Below are 20,126 nucleotides of genomic sequence, written 5' to 3'. Positions count from 1 at the left end.
GGGCTGCGCTCAATGAGGTCCCGATGAGCCGTATCGTTGAATTGAGTGCCCCACAGTTCGCTCGCTTTGTTGCCAAAGGCAGCAGTGTCGTGTTGTTTTCAGCTTCCTGGTGCAAGCCATGCCAGGAGATGAAGCCAGTATTTCATGCCTTGGAGGAGAAGCTTCACGCGCTGGCCTCCTTTGGAAAAATCGATGTGGCAGTATCACCGACCATCGCGCAGATGTATGGCATTCGCGCGGTACCGTCCTTAGCGGTGTTCCACCAGGGGCGGCTGCTGCGAGTGATGCCTGGATCTCGCTCAGTCGCGGCCCTGAAAAAATCCGTACTGGCGGAGCTGGAGGAGGCGCGCTGAGCGGTGCTTTTTTTGCGCTCGTTCGGTCTCGCGTGCTTGCGTAGCCGGTTGAGGTTTACATAATGATGTGCCCCATGTCGCGGGCACGCACCACCAGTTTCAGTGAGGGAAGTGCTCCTGGACCTGCGGCGCGCAGCACTCCATGCGGATCTGGCTCAATCCTTCGACGCTGGTCAGTTTTGGCCTGACGCCGGTCAATGTGAAAAGTGCGATTCAAACCCAAACGTGCAAGTGTCGTCCGGGCAGATCGGTGGATGCTGACCTTAAATGACTCTTAGCTGTCCCCCTGAGCAGCAGAAAAACACTTTGTCTCACCTTATGCTTGCTGTGCATGACTTGGGTAAATAGCACAGTAAGCACTTCTGATAAGGGGATTCAAAATGCACATGCCTTCGCTTAAGGCCGTGAGTGAACAGGAGTGGCAACTGCGATGTGATTTGGCGGCTTGCTATCGCCTGGTTGCTTTGTACGGCTGGACCGATCTGGTATTTACTCACATCAGTGCCCGTGTTCCCGGGCCGGACCACCATTTTTTGATCAATCCCTACGGGCTCCTTTTCGAAGAAATCACAGCCTCTTCCTTGGTGCTGGTAGACCAGGAGGGCAATCAGGTCCGTGAGTCCGGGTTCCATGTGAACCGAGCAGGCTTTGTGATTCACAGTGCCATTCATGCCCTGCGTACGGATGTCCAGTGTGTATTGCATACCCACACGCGGGCTGGTGTGGCGATCAGCGCCCAGCGTGCCGGTCTGCTTGCCGTATCACAGCAAGCGTCATTCGTTCTCACCGGTCTTGGCTATCACGACTATGAAGGTGTCGCACTGCGTGATGACGAGAAGCCGCGCTTGCAGGACAGCCTGGGTCCGAACAACTTTCTGATGTTGCGCAACCATGGGCTGCTGACTGTCGGGAGAACCATCGCGGATGCTTTTTTAGCGATGTATATCTTTGAAAGCGCCTGTCAGATCCAGGTGTCTGCGCAGGTAGGTGGTGAGTTGCTTTGCATTGATCCACACATCCTTGAAGGCGTGGCTGACGCGGCGCGCTTACAGACTGTAGGTTTGGGGGGCGAGTTTGTCTGGCCAGCACTCCTGAGAAAGTTGGATCGCCTCAATGCCGACTACAAGGACTAATTCGTTCCTTAATTGGAATGAAGTTGTTGAATCAATTTGCGGGAGACGAAAATGACAGCGCCAGTGAAGTTTAATAATTTTAGAGCGTTTTACTCATTTTATCTGAGTGAACATTCTGACCGGACGTCACGCCGCCTGCATTTTATTGGTTCGACGATAGCTATTCTACTAACGATCGTCGCTGTCCTTACGGGTAGCGGGTGGATGCTCATTCTCGCTATGGTTCAAGCGTATACCTTCGCCTGGGTCGGTCATTTTTTTTATGAGCGAAATCGACCTGCCACCTTCAATCATCCCATCAATAGTTTCATTGGCGATTGGCGGATGTGGTGGGATATTCTGACCGGCAGGATCCCGTTCTAACCATTCGTATAACAACCTCGTTCAGGAAGAAGGGCGCATATCTCCATCGCATACGCTTGGCAACCAAGCGTCAAACGATTATCTACACCACCCGCTGGTGACTTTTTTGAGAGCGTTGATGTACATGCTGATCAGCGTCTTGGTGGCAGTCCGTTTTCAACCCTTTTTCGTCCATCTCGCCCCTGCTTGCAGCGGGTGCGCTTGGTTATTTTAGATAAATCACCTGTTTGCGGATTAGTCGCATGAGCCACCAAGGTGATGGGTGATTTCCCAAACTGACAAGCCACGTTTTGATAATGACTTATGGTCTTGATTGGAAGTTAAATAACTATGAATAGTAAAGTAGATGCACCTGAGTTGGCCTCGGCAAAAGCGGCTTTCGATGCTGCCCGCGCTGGTTTTGAACTCTATGCCAATCTCACAACCGAAGAGCGCCTTGCTGAAATTTCAAAGTTAAAGGAGACGATTCTTACGAACCGTTCGATGATTATCGAGCGTGTTATGAAAGACGTTGGAAAGTGCCGGACCGATGCGCTGATCGCTGAGATTTTAGGGACAGTCGATTGGATCAACTGGCTTGAAAAAAATGCGGCACGGTTGCTCCGTCCAGAAAAGGTAAAAACACCGATCACGCTGTTGGGCAAGCAGTCGCTATTGCTGCATGAGCCATTGGGTGTTGTGCTGATTATCTGTCCCTGGAATTACCCTTTTCACAACGCGATCACGGGCATCGTAGCCGCGATTTCCACCGGAAACGCTGTTGTCTATAAGCCTTCCGAACATGCCCCTTGTACGGGGTTGATAGAAAAAGTCTTGGCGTGCTCGCCGGTGCTTCAAGGTTTGGTGCAGGTTGTGTATGGCGACGGACGCTTGGGCGCGGCGCTTATAGATGAGCAACCGGCCAAGGTTTTTTTTACCGGCAGCGGGTCAACGGGCAGCAAGATAATGGCCCAGGCGAGCAAGGAGTTGATTCCTGTCGAGCTCGAACTGGGCGGCAAGGACCCGATGATCGTATTTGCCGATGCGCCGGTGTCACGTTCGGTCGCAGGCGCACTGTGGGGCGCTTTTACCAACGCGGGTCAATCCTGCAGCGCTGTGGAGCGGCTGCTGGTGCAGGACACCCTTCATGACGCCTTTGTCGATGAGTTGGTAAAAGAGGCTGGAAAAATTGTCGTGCGTCCTGACGACAGTGGCGATGCGGATATTGGCCGAATGACCGTGGGTTCTCAGAGAGACAAGGTTATCGAGCATGTGCAACAGGCGCTTGATTCAGGCGCTCGTCTGCGATTTGGCCAAGTGCCTACGCGGGACTCATTGATCGTGCAACCGATTATCCTCGACCAGGTCACCCCGCAAATGCTCGTGTGGAAAGACGAAACGTTCGGTCCTGTGCTTCCCGTTATGAAATTTTCCAGTGAAGCACAGGCTATTCGTGAGGCCAATGCCACCAGTTATGGCCTGTGTGCCAGTGTGTTTACGTCTGATCGCGAGCGAGGACTGCGCGTTGCGCGGGCGATGGACGTGGGCGGCGTCTCGATAAATAACGTCAACATGAGCGAGGGGAACCCAGGCTTGCCTTTCGGTGGGGCCAAAAAGAGTGGGTTTGGAAAATTGCGAGGGCCGGAAGGGTTGTTGGGATTCACCCGCAGCAAGGCTGTGCTGATCGACAAAGCAACGCCCAAGATCGAAGCCAACTGGTATCCCTATACCCAAGGAAAATTCAGTCGCTTTGAGCATTTTATCAATGCGTTATATCGGCCGCGCCGATTCCGGCTTCTGGCCATTGCCTGGCATGGCTTCAGACTGGAGTCCTTCAGTCAAAAATCACGTAAGTAAGTAAAGGGACCCATGTAGTGGGAACGTCCGTTTGTGGCTGTTCGTAGCCGTGGGACTGACGGTTCTACTCAATAAGAAACATGCATTTTATCACTGGAGCTACTGCGTCAGACGTTGCTTAACTGCCTTTCTCCTAATCCAATAACAATGAAAGGGTGTACCCATGAAAAAAACAACCGCTAGAAATATTAACGTCTCTGTATTGACGCTGATCTCAATGAGCTCTGTCGCTTGTGCGGCACAGGCAGATGATGACATTGCCAGCTATTCGCTGGATGTGACTGCAAAGTTAGCCTCCGATATACGCAACCGAGGGACATCTGACTCATTGAATGGTCCGGGTGCGAAGGTGTCTTTCACGCTTGCCCATGAAAGTGGTCTCATTGGTTTGGTCGAGCTCACAACCGTGAGCGACAAACAATATTTGAACAGTGACAAATACAACGCGCTTGTGGCTGGCGGTTATCGATTTGGCGATCCTGATGCCGGGCATTATGGCGTGGGCCTGGCCGCTGAGTTTTTCCCAGGTGGGAAATATCAGGCGCCCAGTCATTTTGATTTTGAAAATTTTGTGCCGACCGACGTGCGATCCACTAATTACAATGGTCAGTTTGCTTTTGTGGAACTAGGGTATGGTGCGTTGGAGGCGCGAATCGCCACAGTTATTTCGAAAACGTATCGCGGCACTAATACGTCAGGTGTATGCGGCACCATGCTGCAGTATATGAGCGATCCCACGGATGCATTGAAGTGCTACGCTCGGGGAGACCATAACTCACGGGGCAGCATGTTGTATGACCTGGACTATAAGTACGCACTAGGCGCTGCCACGACCTTGAAGTTGCATGCGGGTTATCAACAAATCAGGAATTTTTCCGAGGCCAGTTTCTACGATTACGGCGTAGGCGTTGTCCATCAGTATCTGGGGTTCGACTGGGGTCTGGACTGGGTCTCACCCAGAACGCGTGTGCGGGAGTTGTTCATTGCCCAGGATGGCGACCATCAGCGCCCCACGGACGAAAACAAGTGGGTGTTTTCCGTTTCCCGTGTTTTTTGAGTGTTCGGCGAGCACTGTAACGGCGTGACCTTCACTCACCTTGTACAGGCGCGTGTCTGCGAGGGGAGGAGGTCTTTATTACGTCAACTGTTCAGGCGTTGGCTTGTCGGGGGCCATGTCCCGTCCATCGTTTGAACGCTCTGCGAAAGTTGTGAGCGTCGCTGAAGCCTACTTCGTAAGCTATTTCATCCAGTGTCAGTCGAGGGTTGTTCAACAGGGATAACGCACGGTTTTTACGTAAGTCATCCAATACAGCCTGGTAAGACACGCCATGCTCGGTCAAGCGTCGACGCAACGTACGGTCGCTCATGCACAGCTGCGATGCGACGGATGACAGGCTGATGGTATGGCGTAGGTCGCGTCGTACAATTCGCTCTATCGACTCGATGAATTCGCTTTCGCCGGATTTCTGATGCTCGCTCATCTTCAGCAATTCAAGGACCTGCCGATTGCTCAGCGAATCATGTGTGGCGATGGGTTTGTTTGCCCAGCGGGCGTCACACGTAAAGGTGTTGTCTTTTTGATCAAAGCGTATGGGGCACTTGAACAGTTGGTCATATTGAGCTGCATAGAGAGGCCTTGGATGGCTCAGCTCAATGGAGGCCGGCGTGAACGCTTCGCCCAGAAGTGCGCGTGCGATATTCAGGAACACCCCGAAGGCTTCTTCAACCAGAAACGTCTGGATATCGGGTTCGTGAAAGCCGCAGATAACCCTGATTGAAAAGCTTCCGGCGTTCTCGACTTTTTCAAAGTGCAACAACGCTCCGGTATGCTTCTGCATGGCAATGCCCAGGTCGATTGCGCTCTTCAACGTAGCACTGGTCAACATGGCGTAACCCACCAGCCCCATGGAGGCAATGCTCTCATGGGCACTCATGTCCAGGCCCAGGCTGCGATTGCGGCCTTTGGTCATGTCCAGGGCGCGTCTGATCATCAAACAAGCCTGCCGAAAAGACACCCGACTCTGCGGATTGGATAGATCTGCAACATCAAAGCCAAGTCCGATACACAGCCGGTTCGCATCTATCCCCAGATCCACGCTTGCGTCAGCCAAGCTGCGCAGGAGATTCACTTGTAATTCGGCTGTTGCGTAGCGAGTCGATCCGATCATGTGCAGTAACCTCTTTTAATTTGAAAGGGAGGTTTTTTGGTCTGTCTGAGGGCTCCCCTGGTGTTGGGGAAACGCATCCGGGAAGGAGATTCGAGAAATTCCCTTCGTCCATCTGAGGGTGCTGGCTTGACGCTCAAAAGGAAGTGTAGTCGCCGAATGATTAGTACATGATCGTCTGTGCTAATCAACGGCATAGTGAAGGATGCTTCAAATGTTTGCGTTGCGTTAAGGGCGCGTGCCAAGGGCGGCTGGGCGATCAATTGAACGCCGGGCTGCCGAGGGATGAACAGGTGGGTACGTCACGGCCCGTCCATGTTCAATGTATGGTTGCGCAGGCGTTGGCGGGCCGAGCCGATCGAAGCGAAAGCCAGACGAATGGCATCGTAAGTGCTATGCCCAGGCCTAGGCCGCAGGCGAACTCAATAGCACCGAGCTGGGAGAACAACGACCCCGCCACGCCCGTTCCGACCCCGGCTCCCAAGAAGGTGATCACGACTGTTCGTGCGATCAGTGACCCGTCAGGATCAACGTCCGAAAGCAGCCCGCTGAGGAAGGGAATAATGATGAAAAACGCGGTGTTCATTATCACTTGGCTCAAGAAAAACGACCAGGCGTCTCGCTCCAGGAAGAACCAGATAATCGAGCCTGCCAGCATCAATTGAGCAAACCAGATAATGCTCAGCCTGTGATTGTGGCAGCCGCGGATAGAGGGCACGATTGCCCCGGCAAACCCCAGAAATGACGAGATCGACAGCAGCACTGCGGTTGTGGTGCTGGTCAACCCAGCATGGCTTCCGACAAGCGTTGACACGGCCCACTGAGACGCCTGAACGCCATAAATGAGGACCGTGCAGACCCAAACGCTCAACACCAGCTTTTTCGGCGGTTTAATACGCCTGGAAACCTGGACCACATTGTGAGTAAGTTTGCCTATCGTGGTTATCCACGGCGCGATCACCAGGGCGACGCCGGTCAGCAGGAGAAACAGCCAACGGCTCAGCCAGCCTTCCGGCAGGTTTGAGATCATGATCAGGACACTGCCATTTATCGCGCCGGCAATCAGATTGATCTTGCCCCATAACCGATCGGTCCCCATGCGCTGGGAGATCGCTGCCCCCACAATGACAAACAACGCTCCTTCACATAAACCGGTCAGGCCTCGTGCTATGCCGACGCCAATCACGGTTGTCGCCATGGCGCTGAAGAGCTGGCCCGCCACAATTCCCACTGTACCCAAGAGCGTGAAAGTGCCTGCAGTCCGGGTAATCCAGCGTGGAAGTAATGCGCAACTTATGGCTATCCCCAATATTTCGACCCCAGCCATTTGTGTGGCAACGCTCTCATCCAACTGAAACCTGAGCATGACCGAGGCCACCAGAAAAGGTGTCAGGCTCAGCCCCGCGGTGGCGAGGGCGTAGGCCAGGGCCAGTCGGAGCACTGCGGCTCCGCGTAATTCAGAGCGCAAGGTGGGTAATTCGGATGATGCCGATGACATTGAGTCACCTCATTGTTGTTATTTAGGGGAGGGGCTTGTTACTGGCCGAGCATCAAGCGGGTCACCAGACGCGTCATGGCTCCGTAGGGGGCCGAAACCTTGTCGGACATGTTGAAGCGGCTCAGCTTGAATACGCCTCGCGCATGAGAGAAGCGAATAAACCCCTCATAACCGTGATACGCGCCAGTTCCACTGTTACCGACACCACCAAAAGGAAGGTCATCCTGGGTCGCGTGCAGCATCGTGCCGTTGATCGTCACCCCGCCGGAGCGCGTCTGTTCTAACAGCTGATCAACGAAGGCGTTGTCATTCGAAAAACCATAGAGCGCAAGAGGTTTGGGGCGCGCGTTGATAAAGGCGATTGCTTGTTCGAGATTGTCGTAGCCAATGACTGGTAACAAAGGCCCGAAGATTTCTTCGCACATCACGTCGGCATCCAGGGACACATTGGTCAGAATGGTTGGGGGCACTTTGCGCTCATCCGTCCCGCGGACCATACCGTTTTGCCAGATCCGCGCCCCACCGGCACCTGCCTGATCAATCATTTTCATCAGTCGATCGTAGTGTCTAGGCGAGATGATCGAGGTGTAGTCCTTGTTCCCCTGAATGCTCGGATACAGCTGTTTCGCGGCGTTTAAACATTCTGCGGCGAAGGTGTCCACCAGGTGGCGCGGTACCATGGCGTAGTCGGGAGCTACACAGGTTTGGCCGGCGTTGAAGAGTTTGCCTATTGCAACCAGGCGTGCAGCTTTCTTTAAGGGGAAATCCGCGCCGATGACCACTGGCGACTTACCTCCGAGCTCAAGTGTTATCGGGGTCAAGTTACGTGCGGCGGCGGCCATGACATGCCGACCCACATTCGTTGAACCGGTGAACACCAGGTGATCGAAGGCCAGCTCACTGAACCGGCTGGCCAGCGAGGCATCGCCTATGATCACGCTGATTTGCTCGGCAGGAAAAATTTCGCCGAGCAGGCGTTTGAGCAGCTCAGCGGTGTGCGGGGTGAGCTCTGACGGTTTGAGCATTACCCGGTTGCCGGCGGCTAGCGCTTCCATAAGCGGTACCAGTGTTAATGTCAGCGGGTAATTCCAGGGCGCCAAAATGCCTACGACGCCTAACGGCTGGTACATCACACGTGCAGTGGCCGGCTTGAACGCCATGCCCACTTTACGTTTGCTGGGCCGCATCCAGCTTTTGAGATGGGCGCGAATATGTTTGATGCCATTGACGATAGGCATCAATTCGCTGAGTTTGGTTTCAGCGAACGAGCGATTGCCGAAGTCTTTGCAGACCGTCTCGATGAGCACATCATGATTGGCCTTAATCAGTTGCAATAAGGCCTCCAGGTCCGCCATACGCTGCTTGTAGCTGGGCGCGCCGTGCACGAGCACAGCTTGTTGCTGAGCGTCGAAAATTGCTGTGAGCGGGTCGGTATCCTGGATCGAAGGGCTTTGAATGCGCGCTGGATGGTTCATTACGTTATGTTCCTGGCGTAGTGTCTTGAGGGAGAGAAGGAGCGGGGCTGGCTCGACGCTGTCAGAAAAAGCTTTTGCCTTCGCCACGATAAGTAAGGACACGATCCACCACTCGCCCGTTGCGGATAAGAAGCAGCTCATTGAATCGCTCGCAGAGCTCGCCTGCTTTGGCATGACGAAACAAGACGGGTTCGCCGATCTTCAACGCCGATGCCAAAGGATGGCGCAACGGTGTCTGCACCTCACCTGCTGCCTCGTTGTCAATCAAGGTGCAGCCAGCCGGCAACCAGGGGGTGGGCAAACGATCCTTACCCGCCGGCCCGGAAGCGATGTAGCCACCGCCGGAACAGACCATCACACCGGCGTCCTGGGTTCGCGTAACGGTCAGCGCAAACCCTGCGGATGGAAGCAGCTCAAACGCCTGGTAATGATCGAACAGGGTGGGCGCATAGAGTCCGGAACCGGCTGCCAGCTCAGTGACCGATGAGTCTTCACGGGTACTTTCGAAACTGCCCGTTCCGCCGCCGTTTACGAAGCGCAACTTATGCCCAGCGTCCAGCAAAACCCTCACAACGTCTTGTCGCCGTGCGTTAACTTCCCGGATGGACCGTCGCTTCAGATAACGGATGATTTTATTTTTCAGGGCTTGCCCCGGCACCGCGTCCATCAGGCCGGCAATTTGTCCTTCGTAGCCCATGAGGCCTTCGAGCACCACGCCTCGGCGTTCGACAATCTGATTGGCCAACTTCAAGGCCTTGACAGCATCATTGATGGGCGAGCGATGGACGCCAAAATAAAGCCCAGGGAAATTGGAAGACATGTCCAGATCGATGGACAGCGGAATGATGACGTCTTCGTTGAGGGCTATTTCGTTGATTGCCACGACTTGTGCCAGGTTGTCGACCATCAAGGTAATTGATCGGCCCCTGCGCAGTTGGGCAGCCACTTTGAGAATGTCGCGTACGTCTACGGTGGGGTAGGCCACGACGATATCGTCGAACCCCTGACTGGCCAGCCAGGCGGCTTCACCTGCGCAATAGCACAGCAGGCCCTGCATGAACGGGCCAGCCTCCATGATCCGGCGAATCATTTCGACGCTACGCACCGACTTCGTCACCAGGCGTATAGGCAGGGGACCTGCGCGCAATCTCAACTGCTCCAGATTGATCAGCAAATGGTCCAGATCTATGAACGCTGCAGGCAACTGATAATCAGCCAAAATCCCACGGTAATAGGTGTAGTTTCGTACCGGTCCCTCGAGGGGAATTTTTGTCTCTAAGCAGCTCATGGGCTTTCCGGTGGGATCATCAGGTAAAGGAATGGGCAACTCGCCTCGTTTTAATGAGAGTAATCGGCGGATAGGAACTGAAACAGGTTGAGTCAGGACCATCTAGGGGTCCGAAAAGGCCACAATCGACAGGAAATGAGCCTGGCCTGCATTGACTCCAAACTGGCCTCGGCGCGGCCCCGAAGTTCGTGATCACACTCATACACTGGCACGTCGAGAACGTCTTGAATTGAGGAGTGTGATTAATGAAGTATGCGTTGATTACTGGGGCATCCAGAGGTATCGGAGCGGAGTTTGCCAAGTTGTTCGCTCGCGATGGTGTTGGCGTTATTTTGTGTTCCAGCCCGCGGGGTTGGGATGAGCTTCAGGTCCAAGTGCTGGAGCTAAAATCGGTATTTGGAGTGGAGGCCTACGCACTTTGCCAAGACCTCTCTTTGCCTGGCGCCGCCGCCGCACTTATCGAGCAAGTCAATGAACTGGGATTGCCCATCGAATATCTCGTAAACAATGCAGGCGTCGGTATTGTCGGCATCGAATTTCAAGGCTACGACCAGGCTCAAATGACCGCCATGCTTCAACTCAACGTTGTAACGCTGTCTGAATTGACGTTGCATTACGTCAAGCAAATGCTCCCACGGGGGCGTGGCCGGATCCTCAATGTCAGCGCGGCATCGGGCTATATCATTCCTCATGGGTTGGAAACGGGGTATGCCGCTTCCAAGTCTTATGTCATCAGCCTCTCCGAGGCGCTCTCGTGCGATTTACGTGGCACGGGCGTGACCTGCACCCATGTCGCCCCCAGTGCCACCAAAACCGGTTTCTTCTTTAATGCGGGTCTGGTCGATGATCGTCGGCTCGCCAAACTGGGTTACAGCCAGCCGGAAGAGGTTGCTCGTGCGGGATACCAAGCCATGCAGGCAGGACATATGTCTGTGGTGCCGGGGCTGAGCAATAAAATCATCATTTGGCTGGCGCGTATTTCACCTTCCAGGTTACTGACCGGGATCATTTCCAGCTATGTCGTTACACGCAAATTGGATTGAGTGTTCGGTCACCGCAGCAGGCTGTTTCCACGCAGTGTGAGTCCGGGCCAAACCAGGCCTGGAACCTGCCGGCAGCAAGGCCGAGGGGCGCCTCGATTTAAGCATTTGGTACAGGCGCCAGCCGATCCAAATGACTGACAATCATAGAAGCGACCATCGCACAGACGCTTTTAGGGTTAAGCGACTCATCAAACAACAACTCAATTGTTGCGTGGATCATCTCCACTGCCACCCTGGCGGCGGTTGCGAGCTGCTGCGGGTCTGCCTGTGGGAAGACCTGCGCGAGAATTTCTGCCTGCGCGCCGGATACTCGCCGGTGGGAGTCGATCCTTACATGCTCCAGCGCGGGTACTGCGCGCAGCCCCTTGAGAATCCACATGCCGCCCAACGTGGCGTCGGTGACCCGATAGGTGTCCAGGATCAATTCGGCTAGCGCAGATTCCAGGGCTTCTGGCGGGCCAGACAACAATTGCGGGGTAATCCAATGGTCAATCAGGCCGTTCTGTTTTTCCAGCAGGCGCTCACCCAGCACGGTCAGTAGCGCGTATTTGTTAGGAAAGTAGCGATACAGGGCCGGCGGGGTCAGCCCTGCACATTCGCAAACCAGGTTGGTGGACAAACGCTCGATTCCCACATCGCACAGGGTTTGCGCGGTCGCGACCAGTATCCGCTCGTAGGTTTCAGTACTGCGCTGCTGTGCAGGCGGCTTCTTGTGTTCCTGGGTTTTCCCGGCATTGGAGGCGTGGGTGCTGGCAGTGTTGAGCTTGGCCATAGGTACCTAGCAAAAAAAGGTTCAAGACTCAGCGTATCAAAATGAAAAAAAATGTTGCTGAGTCAGATAATGGTAGTTATAACTATCGTGTAGCGATGACTATCATAACCGATGCGTCGTTAGTGTGACGGTCTCTTAAAACAAAAAATACAGGTGATGACTATGAACGCGCGGCATTGGCTTTTCTTTTCACTGGCATTGGTGTGCTCTTCCAGCGGTTATGCGGCGGGTCCACAGGAGGCCAAAGGTCTGTGGCTCACATCGGAAAAGGATGCGGTAGTCAAGGTCGACGATTGCACCGACAAGCCCGGCGCGCTGTGTGGAAAGGTTGTCTGGGTCAAGGACGTGGCCTCCACCACCAGCGATTGCGGCGTACAGATCATGCAACTGGATCGTTTCGACCAGGAAGCATGGCGCGATGGTTGGGTGTTTGATCCCCGTGATCATAAAAAATACAAAGGCGTCGTTCGGGTCAAAGAGGGTTACCTCAATGTCCGGGCTTTTGTCGGTACCGAGATCCTCGGCAAGACTGAGCAGTTCGAACGCATTGCCTCACTGCCTCCTGCACCGGTTTGCACTTTGTAAATCGACCTTTTTGTGGGAGAGCCTCATGCGTGCAACGACACACCATTATCTGATGGCTGCTTTGCTGTGGCCTATCGTCAGCCCATCCTTGGCAATCGCCGACGAGATGGCCAGTTATGCAATTGATGTCACGGCCAAGGCCGTGTCCGATGTCAGGACCCGGGGCGTGTCGGACTCTTTGAACCGGCCGGGTGCCAGAGTCACGATTCAGGTCGCCCACGAATCAGGCTTGGTGGCGCTGGCCGAGTTCACCACCGTCAACAAGAAGCAATTTCTAGAAGGGGATGGTCTTGGCGTCCTGCTCGCGGGCGGTTATCGCTTTGGTGATCCTGAGACTTGGCATTACGGCGTGGGTCTGGCGGCGGAGATGTTCCCCGGTGCGCAATTCAAAGCGCCGAACAAATTCGACTTTGAAACCTTCACCCCAACCGATGAACGTACGACCAACTACAACAGCCAGTTTGCCGTATTGGAAATCGGCTACGGGGCGCTTGAAGGTCGAATTGCCCGGGTCTTGTCAAAAACCTACCGTGGCGCCAATACCGGCGGCGTGTGCGGGGCTCAGTTGCAGTTCCGTGACGATCCTACCAAGGGTTTGGAGTGCTACGCCAAGGGGGATCGCAACTCCCGTGGCAGCATGCTCTATGACCTGGACTACAAATACCCGCTCGGGATGAATACCACGCTCAAGCTGCATGCCGGTTATCAGCAAATCGTTAACTTCTCAGAAGCGAACGCGGCCGACTACGACATTGGCTTGATCCATCACTTGTGGGGCTTCGACTGGGGGCTTGATTGGGTGACCGCCAAGACGAGGGCACGCGAGTTGTATATGGCCGAGGACGACGGGCATGTGCGCTCCACAGATGACAACCGTTGGGTTGCATCGATTTCGCGTACTTTCTGAGTAGACCCTTATGAATTCGCTTTTCTTATCCCGGACGCCTCAGGCAGCCACCGGTCTGGAGCAACTCGTCCTCGCGGTGGACCTCGGCACCTCCGGTTGCAAATGTGCCCTGGTTTCATTGGACGGCGACATTCGTGCGTGGGCATTTCACAGTGTGCCGTTGCATGTGAACGGGTTGAGCGTCGAGCAGGAACCGCAGGATTGGTGGAATGCCTTTCTGCGCGGCGCCAACGAACTGCTGAGCGCTGATCCCGTACGGCGGAGGCAGGTAATCGCCGTGTGTTGTTCCACACAGAGCGAAGGCACGGTGTGCGTGGATCGGGACGGCGTGGCTATTGGGCGCGCGATGTTGTGGCTGGACAAACGAGGGGCCGGTGCGGTTAAAAAACGCATGGGAGGAGGGCGGTTCAGTCTGGCCGGGTACGGACCACTCAAGCTCTGGCGTTCATTGCACCTGACCGGCGGTGTGGCCTCGTTGTCCGGTATGGATTCGGCGGGGCACATGGCCTACATCCTCGATCACGAGCCGCAGCGCTATGAGCGAACCCACAAGTTCCTCAATGTACTCGACTATATGAACTTGCGCCTGTCAGGTCGCTATTGCGCCACCAGCGACTCGATGTTGACAGCATGGATCACCGATAACCGCGACCCTCATTGCATCCGCTACGACGACGGCCTGGTCAGGGCCCTGGGTGTTGAAGCTGGCAAACTACCTGAGCTTGTCCGTTCCACCGATGTGATCGGCATGTTACGCCCGGAGCTTGCAGAGACCCTCGGACTGGCGCGCACAACGCAAGTAGTGGCGGGCGCCGTCGACACTTCAGCGGTGGCCGTCGGCGCCACCGTCAGCGACTTTGCCCCGCACCTCTACCTGGGCACCTCGTCGTGGGTAGGCGCACACGTCCCGTTCAAAAAAACCAGCGTGCGGCACCACATTGCCGCAGTGCCCAGTGCGGTCAACGGCCGCTACCTGGCGATGGCCATGCAGTCGGCGGCGGGCGCGAACCTTTCGTTCCTGCGTGACAAGGTGCTGTACCACCCGGATGAGCTGCTCAGTGATGAACAGCAGCCGGATGTCTATGCCTTGCTCGACCGCATCGCCGCGCGGGTGCCGCCTGGCTCGAGAGGGTTGATCTATACGCCCTGGTTGTGTGGCGAACGCTCGCCAATCAGTGATCCGAGCCTGCGCGCCGGTTTGTTCAACTTGAAGCTGGAACACTCCCGCGAAGACATCATTCGCGCCTTTATGGAAGGGGTCGCGCTGAATACGCGTTGGATGTTCGAACCGTTCGCGCGCTTTCTCGGCCAGCCCAGCGACGTGATCGTAGCCACCGGCGGCGGTGCCCAATCGGACGTGTGGTGCCAGATCATGGCCGATGTCTGCGGGCGCGTTATCCAGCAGCCGCAGAACGCAATCCAGACCAACGCCCGCGGGGCTGCGTTTATTGCGGCGGTAGCGTTGGGCAAGTTGCAGTTTCACGACCTTCCGAGTCTCAAACGTCCCCATCGCCTGTTTGAACCGTCCCGGGTCACCCGCGCGCTTTATGACGACCAATTCGCCACGTTCCAAGAGGTCCGCAAGCGCCTCGCGCCGCTGTATCGGCGCCTGAACCCTACACAGGAGACTGCCTCATGAGTCATGTGCAACAACAAATCGTCGAGCTTTCACAGCATTTGTGCCACCGCGGTTTTTTTGCGGCGACGGGTGGAAATCTCGCGTTGCGCATCGATGCGCAGCACATCGCTGTTACACCCTCGGCCACCGACTATTTCACCATGCGCCCGGAGGATGTCTGCGTACTGCGTCTCAAGGATCTGACGCAGCTCTCTGGTGAGCGCGCGCCCTCGGTCGAGAGCGGGCTGCATGCAAAAATCCTGCGTGCGCGGCCTGACGTGCAGTGCAGTATTCACACCCATCAGCCCGTGGCCAGTGCCTGCACCTTGCTCGGTGAGCCCCTGGATGTGGCGGACCCGGAGCTATGGGAGTCCCTGGGCAAACATATTCCTTTGGTGGGGTATGCACCCTCCGGCTCCAATTGGCTGGCCGGTAAGTTCGGGCGGGTCATTCGTTGGGATCACAACGCTTACCTCATGCGCAACCATGGAGTGCTGTGCTGCGGCCCGGATGTCGAGATGACCCTGTCCCGCCTAGAGGATCTCGAAACGTTTTGTCGTGACTACTTGCTGCGCCAAATCGCCGAACAATCCCGTCACACGTCGCAGTCACCTGCCGCCGTGGCACGTCTGGTCGATGCCCTGGTGCGTTCCAGCACTGTCAATGCTCACCCTTCTTCCGAGACCCCATCATGAACAAGCCTCTTGATCCCATCACATTGCCTGCTGCGGAAGACTCAGCGGTTTCGCAATGGCCCGATGTCGACTCGTTGTATCGGCGTTTCGATGCGCTGGTCAAACAGCCGATTCGCCCCTTGAAGCGCGAGGCGCTGAGCAAGGTCATGGGCTACTTCGACGAGCGTTGCCAGGGTTCCAGGCGGCTCGCTGAGGAGGCCAAAAAATTCATACCGGGGGGGGTTCAGCATAACCTTGCGTTCAACCATCCCTTTCCACTCGCCGTCGCCCAGGCCAAGGGCGCGTACCTTACCGACGTGGATGGCAATCGCTATATTGATTTCCTGCAAGCCGGGGGGCCGACCTTGCTGGGTTCCAACCATCCGGCCATTCGTGAGCAGGTCAATCGGATTCTCGACGACTGCGGCCCAGTTACCGGCCTGCTGCATGAATATGAGGTGAAACTGGCGCAGTTGGTCTGCGAAGTGATGCCTGGCGTGGATATGGTACGCCTGCTGGGTTCCGGCACCGAGGCTGTCATGGCAGCAGTGCGCCTGGCGCGTGCCTATACTCGCAAGAAATGGGTGATCAAGATCGGCGGTGCCTATCACGGCTGGAGTGACCAGTTGGTGTATGGCATGCGCTTGCCCGGCACCGGCCGTATGGAGGCTGTCGGTATTCCTCGGGGCGCCACGGCCAACACCCAGGAGAGCCCACCGAATAACCTCGATGCGTTACGCCGGCGCTTGCAGATCAATCGACTGCGTGGCGGCACGGCGGCGATCATGGTGGAACCCTTTGGTCCGGAGAGCGGCACGCGCCCGGTGCATCCGGACTTCAATCGTCAACTGCGCAAGCTCTGCGACGAGTTCGATACGCTGCTTATTTTTGACGAGGTGGTCACCGGTTTCCGTGCCGGCTTGGGTGGCGCACAAGGCTATTTCAACGTGATGCCCGACATTACGGTGCTGGGCAAATGCTTGACCGGTGGCTACCCCATGGCCGGTGCGATCGGTGGGCGTCGAGATGTCATGCAACTGCTCGCGGGCGGCATTGGCACCTCGGCGCGGCGCGCCTTTGTCGGTGGCACGCTGTCGGCCAACCCGTTGTCGTGCGTAGCGGGCTACTACGCCTTGATCGAGGCGCGAAAACTGAATGCGCCTGCCCTGGCGGGACGCGCCGGCGACCGTATGCGTAAGGGGCTTGAGGAAATCATCAACCGCCGTGGCTTGCCCTACGTGGCCTACAACATGGGCTCGATCGTGCATCTGCAAACGTCGGGCGTGCTGTTGCTGGACACCAGTAATCCGCTCAAGCTGCTGCGAGCACGCAATGAAGCCAAGTCGCGCAAGCACATGATGGAAGAAATGGGCGCAGCGTATACGGCCCACGGATTGATCACGCTGGCGGGCAGTCGGATCTATACCAGCCTGGCCGATACCGACGATGTCATTGACGACGCGCTCGAGCGATTCGACGCCGTTTTCCAACTGGTGTGAGGTGAGTGCGATGCACGATGTACTGAGACAACAGTGGCTCGAGCTTCGGCAACGGCTGAGCAGCCTGGTGGATTCGAGAAGCAGCGTTTCCTTGCGTATACCGGGCGAGGAACGTATGTGGTGGGGACGGCTGGATGATGCGGCCCCCATCTGTATCGACTGGCCCGTGCATGTCATGGGTGACGGCCAGACTCATTATTCGATCTATCACGCGCGGGCCGATGTGGGGGCCGTTCTGCTGGGCGGTGGCGATTTCGCCAGGAGCCTGGGGGACTTTGGTGGGGTGATGCCGATTTTATTTGATGAGCAGGCTCGGCATATTGGCCATATGGACGGACCGGCTGCTTCAGTCCAGGACATTGCCGCCGCCTTGCAACGTGGCGGCAACGCAATGTTGATCAAGGGCGTGCCCGTCACCCTGGGTACCACCGGCACCCGGATGGCGCTGAATGCGCAACTGTTTGAAAAGTGCGCCAAGGCCTTCACCCTCGCCAAAGCGTCCGGCGCCAGGATGACGCTGTTGCCTTGGTGGGTGGTGCGGGTTGCCAACGGCCGGCTGATGAAAGATGAAAAACGCGCGATGCAATGTTTTGCCCGAGGCGAGATTCCGCCGGAAAACCGCGGTTACTGAAAACCCTTCAAGAGGTGTAACGCCATGCACATGTCGTCCGTTGTTTCCTGTAAACACCTGAGTTCAGCCTTGGCGCTGGGCTCTATCGCCGTGCTGATGGTGGGGCTGCAACCCTTGCTGCTGGGAGAATTACTGGCGCAAAACCGACTGTCACTTGAGGGCGTCGGTTTGGTCGCAATGGGCGAAATCCTCTCGCTGGGGTTGGGCGTCGTCCTGGGTGATTTATTACGCTCTGTGTTTAGCCTGCGACTGGTTACAGTCGTTGCCATTCTGGCGGCATCGAGCATGGACCTGGTCACGGCCAATACCACTGGGGATAGCGCACTCGCACTGACGCGGGCCTTGGCCGGGTTGGCCGAAGGTTTGCTGTTGTGGGGGACCGTGAACCTGATCGTCCAAGGCCCAGCACCTGACCGCGTGGCAGGTGTGTTCATGGTGGTGCAAACCCTTGGTCAGGCGTTGGTAGCTGCGGTGCTTGCATATTGGGTTCTGCCCATTCAGAGCACATCGTCATATGGTTTTGTGTTTTTGGGGGCGCTGACGGCAGCTTCTTTGCTGTTGGTCCGATGGCAGCCTATTCGGCTTGCCAGTCAGCAGGCACAGCGAACGGATGAGAGCGGTTTCAGTTGGGGCCTTAATCACCTGCTATTGCTGGGGCTGGTCTTTATGCAACTCAGCGCCATAGGTGGTCTTTGGGCTTACCTTGAGCCGTTAAGCAAATACGTGGGGCTTGATGAACAGAATTCACAATTACTCATCTCCGGTACCCTGTTTATGCAAGTGGTGGGTGGGTGCCTGGGGATTGTCCTGGTACGCCGGGTCTCGGATTTTTCGTTGTTGGCAGTTGCCGCGTTGCTGTTGGGCGGCATCGCACTGGGTATGTATTTCTCTGTCGATATGGGCGTCAGGCTATTCCTGATGTTGTGCGGCGCATTTGGCTTGATCTGGCTGATGTTGACGCCTTTCCAGGTGCGTATCGCGCTGCAACTTGATCGCTCGGGGCGGATAGCGGCGCTGGTGCCAGGCATGCAACTGCTGGGATGCGCCTTCGGCCCCTTGATGGCGTCGCAATGGTTAGTGGGGGAGAACGCCGAGTACGTATTGCTGGTGAGTGCCGCCTTCTCGCTGCTTGCATTGACGCTGGTCGGCTTGCTCCGCCAATGCCCGGCGAGCAAGCGTGTCAGCTTCGCGCGCAAAGTTGTGCTGGTGGTGGGGGCATCCTCCGGCATGGGGCGCGGGCTGGCGGTGCGTCTGGCGCAAGAAGGCGCCTGGGTAGTTGCCACCGCCCGGCGTAAGGAGCTGTTGAATGATCTGCAACTGGAAATCACGCTGCAGGGGGCAAATGCCTGGTCTCGGCAGTGGATGCGCTGGATGAGCAAGCGGCGGCCGGTCTCGTGGATGAAATTGTCGAGCTGTATGGTCGTCTGGATGTGGTCGTGCTCAATGCCGGCGGCGCCCCCGCATTGGATATGCGTGAGATGACAGCGGCCGACGTCACTGCGTATATGCGCTCGAATTATGATGTAGTGGTCAACTATCTATTCCCCGCTTTGGAGCAGATGAGTCGTCAGGGGCATGGTTTTGTCGTGCACACCAATTCCCTGGCGGGTTTCCTGGGAGTGACGTTGCAGGGGCCCTATAGCGCCGCCAAGGGGGCACTGCGCCTGTTGATCGATACCTGTCGTATTGAGTTTGGTAACCGAGGTATTCGCTTTCTGTCGCTCTACCCAGGGTTTGTGGCCACCGCGCAAACCGCGAACGATGGCATGCCGGCACCACTGGAAATTTCCGAAGCAGCCGCCGTCGATCATATGCTCTACGCGATGCGCAGCGAGCGTTGGGACTACTTGTTTCCTTGGCCAATGAGGTGGCTGATCCGTTTGGCCAGGGTTCTGCCCAAACCGATCACGCTCTGGGTATTGCGTCGAGAGTTGCCAGTGTTGGCCAATGACAGCGGCGTGTCTTCACCCGTGATCGTTTTAAAGGACACCTCGGCATAAAGCGTGTCAGGCGGTGCGCTGCGTATTCGGCACCGCCCCCGTCCAGTCCCATCACCAAATAGCGAGCTACCTCAGAAGTTTCACCGCCACGTTCGCATGAGTCTATTCAGTTCAATACGACGATATCGTTGGGTCGTGTTAGCGACCGGAACAAACTGGAAACCCAACCTTCCATCGTTTCGTGGTGAGTTCATTGGAGAAATCCGCCATTCCGATTCGTTTCGGGATCTGACACGCTGGGGTTACCAAAGCCTGACCATCGCTGCTTCGAGGCTCACCCGATTGT

At 56.2% G+C, this 20,126-nt stretch carries 17 protein-coding genes and 2 pseudogenes; 14 read left to right on the top strand and 5 right to left on the bottom strand.

What is annotated here, in order from left to right; translation table 11 throughout:
* The first annotated feature begins 23 nt into the window (after positions 1-23).
* The 6 genes and pseudogenes from C4J87_RS16250 (at position 24) to C4J87_RS16230 (ending at position 4,742) form a co-directional block, all read left to right on the top strand.
* Positions 24-353, top strand: coding sequence for a co-chaperone YbbN (locus C4J87_RS16250; RefSeq protein ID WP_124367620.1), 330 nt, complete (start codon positions 24-26; stop codon positions 351-353).
* A 127-nt stretch (positions 354-480) separates the two neighbouring features.
* Positions 481-608 (top strand): annotated as a pseudogene (locus tag C4J87_RS26730) (efflux RND transporter permease subunit); the annotation flags it as partial.
* A gap of 125 nt (positions 609-733) precedes the next feature.
* Complete coding sequence (locus C4J87_RS16245) at positions 734-1,486, top strand: class II aldolase/adducin family protein (RefSeq protein WP_124367619.1); 753 nt, start codon at positions 734-736, stop codon at positions 1,484-1,486.
* A 51-nt stretch (positions 1,487-1,537) separates the two neighbouring features.
* Complete coding sequence (locus tag C4J87_RS16240; protein ID WP_164487665.1) at positions 1,538-1,849, top strand: DUF962 domain-containing protein; 312 nt, start codon at positions 1,538-1,540, stop codon at positions 1,847-1,849.
* Positions 1,850-2,179: 330 nt separating this feature from the next.
* Entirely contained in the window at positions 2,180-3,685 is a 1,506-nt protein-coding gene (locus tag C4J87_RS16235) for an aldehyde dehydrogenase family protein (protein ID WP_124367618.1), read from the top strand.
* 163 nt (positions 3,686-3,848) lie between these two features.
* Positions 3,849-4,742 carry a TorF family putative porin gene (locus tag C4J87_RS16230; RefSeq protein ID WP_124367617.1) on the top strand — a complete coding sequence of 298 codons (894 nt, stop codon included), beginning with the start codon at positions 3,849-3,851 and terminating at the stop codon, positions 4,740-4,742.
* Between the two features lie 91 nt (positions 4,743-4,833).
* Here the strand turns inward: C4J87_RS16230 and C4J87_RS16225 are convergent, their stop codons facing one another.
* The 4 genes from C4J87_RS16225 to C4J87_RS16210 form a co-directional block, all read right to left on the bottom strand.
* Positions 4,834-5,853, bottom strand: a complete 1,020-nt coding sequence (locus C4J87_RS16225; protein WP_124367616.1) for an AraC family transcriptional regulator — start codon at positions 5,851-5,853, stop codon at positions 4,834-4,836.
* Between the two features lie 316 nt (positions 5,854-6,169).
* Positions 6,170-7,291 (bottom strand): MFS transporter, encoded by a 1,122-nt coding sequence (locus tag C4J87_RS16220; RefSeq protein ID WP_256679886.1) that lies wholly within the window; start codon positions 7,289-7,291, stop codon positions 6,170-6,172.
* Between the two features lie 95 nt (positions 7,292-7,386).
* Entirely contained in the window at positions 7,387-8,823 is a 1,437-nt protein-coding gene (locus tag C4J87_RS16215) for a coniferyl aldehyde dehydrogenase (protein ID WP_124367614.1), read from the bottom strand.
* A 61-nt stretch (positions 8,824-8,884) separates the two neighbouring features.
* Positions 8,885-10,213, bottom strand: coding sequence for an amino acid deaminase/aldolase (locus tag C4J87_RS16210; protein WP_256679885.1), 1,329 nt, complete (start codon positions 10,211-10,213; stop codon positions 8,885-8,887).
* 143 nt (positions 10,214-10,356) lie between these two features.
* Between C4J87_RS16210 and C4J87_RS16205 the strand changes: the two genes are divergently transcribed.
* Positions 10,357-11,154, top strand: coding sequence for an SDR family oxidoreductase (locus C4J87_RS16205; RefSeq protein WP_124367613.1), 798 nt, complete (start codon positions 10,357-10,359; stop codon positions 11,152-11,154).
* A gap of 97 nt (positions 11,155-11,251) precedes the next feature.
* On the opposite strand, the gene C4J87_RS16200 is transcribed toward C4J87_RS16205, so the two are convergent.
* Positions 11,252-11,926 carry a TetR/AcrR family transcriptional regulator gene (locus C4J87_RS16200; protein WP_124367612.1) on the bottom strand — a complete coding sequence of 225 codons (675 nt, stop codon included), beginning with the start codon at positions 11,924-11,926 and terminating at the stop codon, positions 11,252-11,254.
* A gap of 162 nt (positions 11,927-12,088) precedes the next feature.
* Here C4J87_RS16200 and C4J87_RS16195 point away from each other — a divergent pair, with 162 nt between their 5' ends.
* The 7 genes and pseudogenes from C4J87_RS16195 (at position 12,089) to C4J87_RS26205 (ending at position 19,840) form a co-directional block, all read left to right on the top strand.
* Positions 12,089-12,511, top strand: a complete 423-nt coding sequence (locus tag C4J87_RS16195; RefSeq protein ID WP_124367611.1) for a DUF2147 domain-containing protein — start codon at positions 12,089-12,091, stop codon at positions 12,509-12,511.
* Positions 12,512-12,536: 25 nt separating this feature from the next.
* Positions 12,537-13,418, top strand: coding sequence for a TorF family putative porin (locus C4J87_RS16190; RefSeq protein ID WP_124367610.1), 882 nt, complete (start codon positions 12,537-12,539; stop codon positions 13,416-13,418).
* A 10-nt stretch (positions 13,419-13,428) separates the two neighbouring features.
* Positions 13,429-15,057 carry an FGGY-family carbohydrate kinase gene (locus C4J87_RS16185; RefSeq protein WP_124367609.1) on the top strand — a complete coding sequence of 543 codons (1,629 nt, stop codon included), beginning with the start codon at positions 13,429-13,431 and terminating at the stop codon, positions 15,055-15,057.
* On the top strand, positions 15,054-15,731 hold the full coding sequence (locus C4J87_RS16180; RefSeq protein ID WP_124367608.1) for a class II aldolase/adducin family protein: 678 nt from the start codon (positions 15,054-15,056) through the stop codon (positions 15,729-15,731). The genes C4J87_RS16185 and C4J87_RS16180 overlap by 4 nt, the downstream gene beginning before the upstream one ends.
* Positions 15,728-17,209, top strand: a complete 1,482-nt coding sequence (locus C4J87_RS16175; protein ID WP_124367607.1) for an aspartate aminotransferase family protein — start codon at positions 15,728-15,730, stop codon at positions 17,207-17,209. Before C4J87_RS16180 ends, C4J87_RS16175 begins: the two co-directional genes overlap by 4 nt.
* 10 nt (positions 17,210-17,219) lie before the next feature.
* Positions 17,220-17,840 (top strand): hypothetical protein, encoded by a 621-nt coding sequence (locus tag C4J87_RS16170; protein WP_124367606.1) that lies wholly within the window; start codon positions 17,220-17,222, stop codon positions 17,838-17,840.
* Positions 17,841-17,864: 24 nt separating this feature from the next.
* A pseudogene (locus tag C4J87_RS26205) lies at positions 17,865-19,840 on the top strand (SDR family NAD(P)-dependent oxidoreductase).
* Positions 19,841-20,126 lie beyond the last annotated feature (286 nt).

Origin of the sequence: Pseudomonas sp. R1-43-08 (assembly GCF_003852255.1) — a bacterium.
GTDB lineage: Bacteria > Pseudomonadota > Gammaproteobacteria > Pseudomonadales > Pseudomonadaceae > Aquipseudomonas.
The sequence above is the reverse complement of the archived record's forward strand: the minus strand, read 5'-3'. Positions and strand labels throughout refer to the sequence as shown.